The organism is Streptomyces sp. AC627_RSS907, from assembly GCF_019049165.1.
The window spans coordinates 1-845 of sequence record NZ_JAGMUE010001037.1; the positions used below are offsets into that span (position 1 = coordinate 1).

General features: G+C 75.4%; 2 pseudogenes. Both read right to left on the minus strand.

The features are described from left to right. Window positions 1-385 (minus strand): annotated as a pseudogene (locus KUM32_RS40120) (ATP-dependent helicase HrpB); the annotation flags it as partial. Window positions 386-539: 154 nt separating this feature from the next. Then, window positions 540-845 (minus strand): annotated as a pseudogene (locus KUM32_RS40125) (SAM-dependent methyltransferase); the annotation flags it as partial.

Sequence of the window (845 nt, forward strand, 5' to 3'; positions counted from 1 at the left end):
CGGCCACGCCGGCCAATTCCTGATCGCGTTGCAGCCTTTGCAGAAGCACGCCGGTGGTCACCACCTCGACCACGGTCCGCCGCCCGACCCGCCGCTCGCCACGCACCGTGAAGCCGACCCGCTCGCCGACCTCCTCGCCCAACAGCCAGGCCATCCGGCGCGCCGCCGCCCGGGCCGCGATCCGCCGCGGCTCGGCCACCACCACCCGCCGCACCGGACCACCGGGACGCAGCAGCCCGGCCAGGGCGAGCGGGACCAGCGTCGTCTTCCCCGTACCGGGCGGCGCGCACAGCACGGCGGTCCCGCGCGCCTCGAGGGCGTCCCACAGCGCGGGCACGGCGCTGCGGACGGGCAGGTGGTCGAGCACGTCAGTACGGATCGTCACGCGTCCTATCCTCGCAGCGACCACTGACATCGCCACGGCGTGGCCGTCCGCCCGCCACGGGGGCCCGGGCCCGCCCCAAGCCAGGGTCCGCTCAGCCAGCCAGTCAGTCAGCCCGGGCGACAACCCCCGGCCGCGACGCGCGCGGGCGGAACGATCAGTCCCGCTCGCACACGAAGATCGCCGTGCCCGGGATGAGCTGGCCGCGCAGCGGGGACCAGCCGCCCCACTCCTGCGTGTTCCAGTGCGGCCACTCGGGCTCGACGAGGTCTACGAGCCGGAAGCCGCCGCTCACCACGTCCCTGACCCGGTCGCCGAGCGTCCGGTGGTGCTCGACGTAGACGGCGTGCCCGGCCGCGTCCTGCTCGACGTAGGGCGTGCGGTCGAAGTAGGAGGCCGCGACCGAGAGCCCCTCCGGGCCCGGCTCGTCGGGGAAGGCCCAGCGGATCGGGTGCGTCACCGA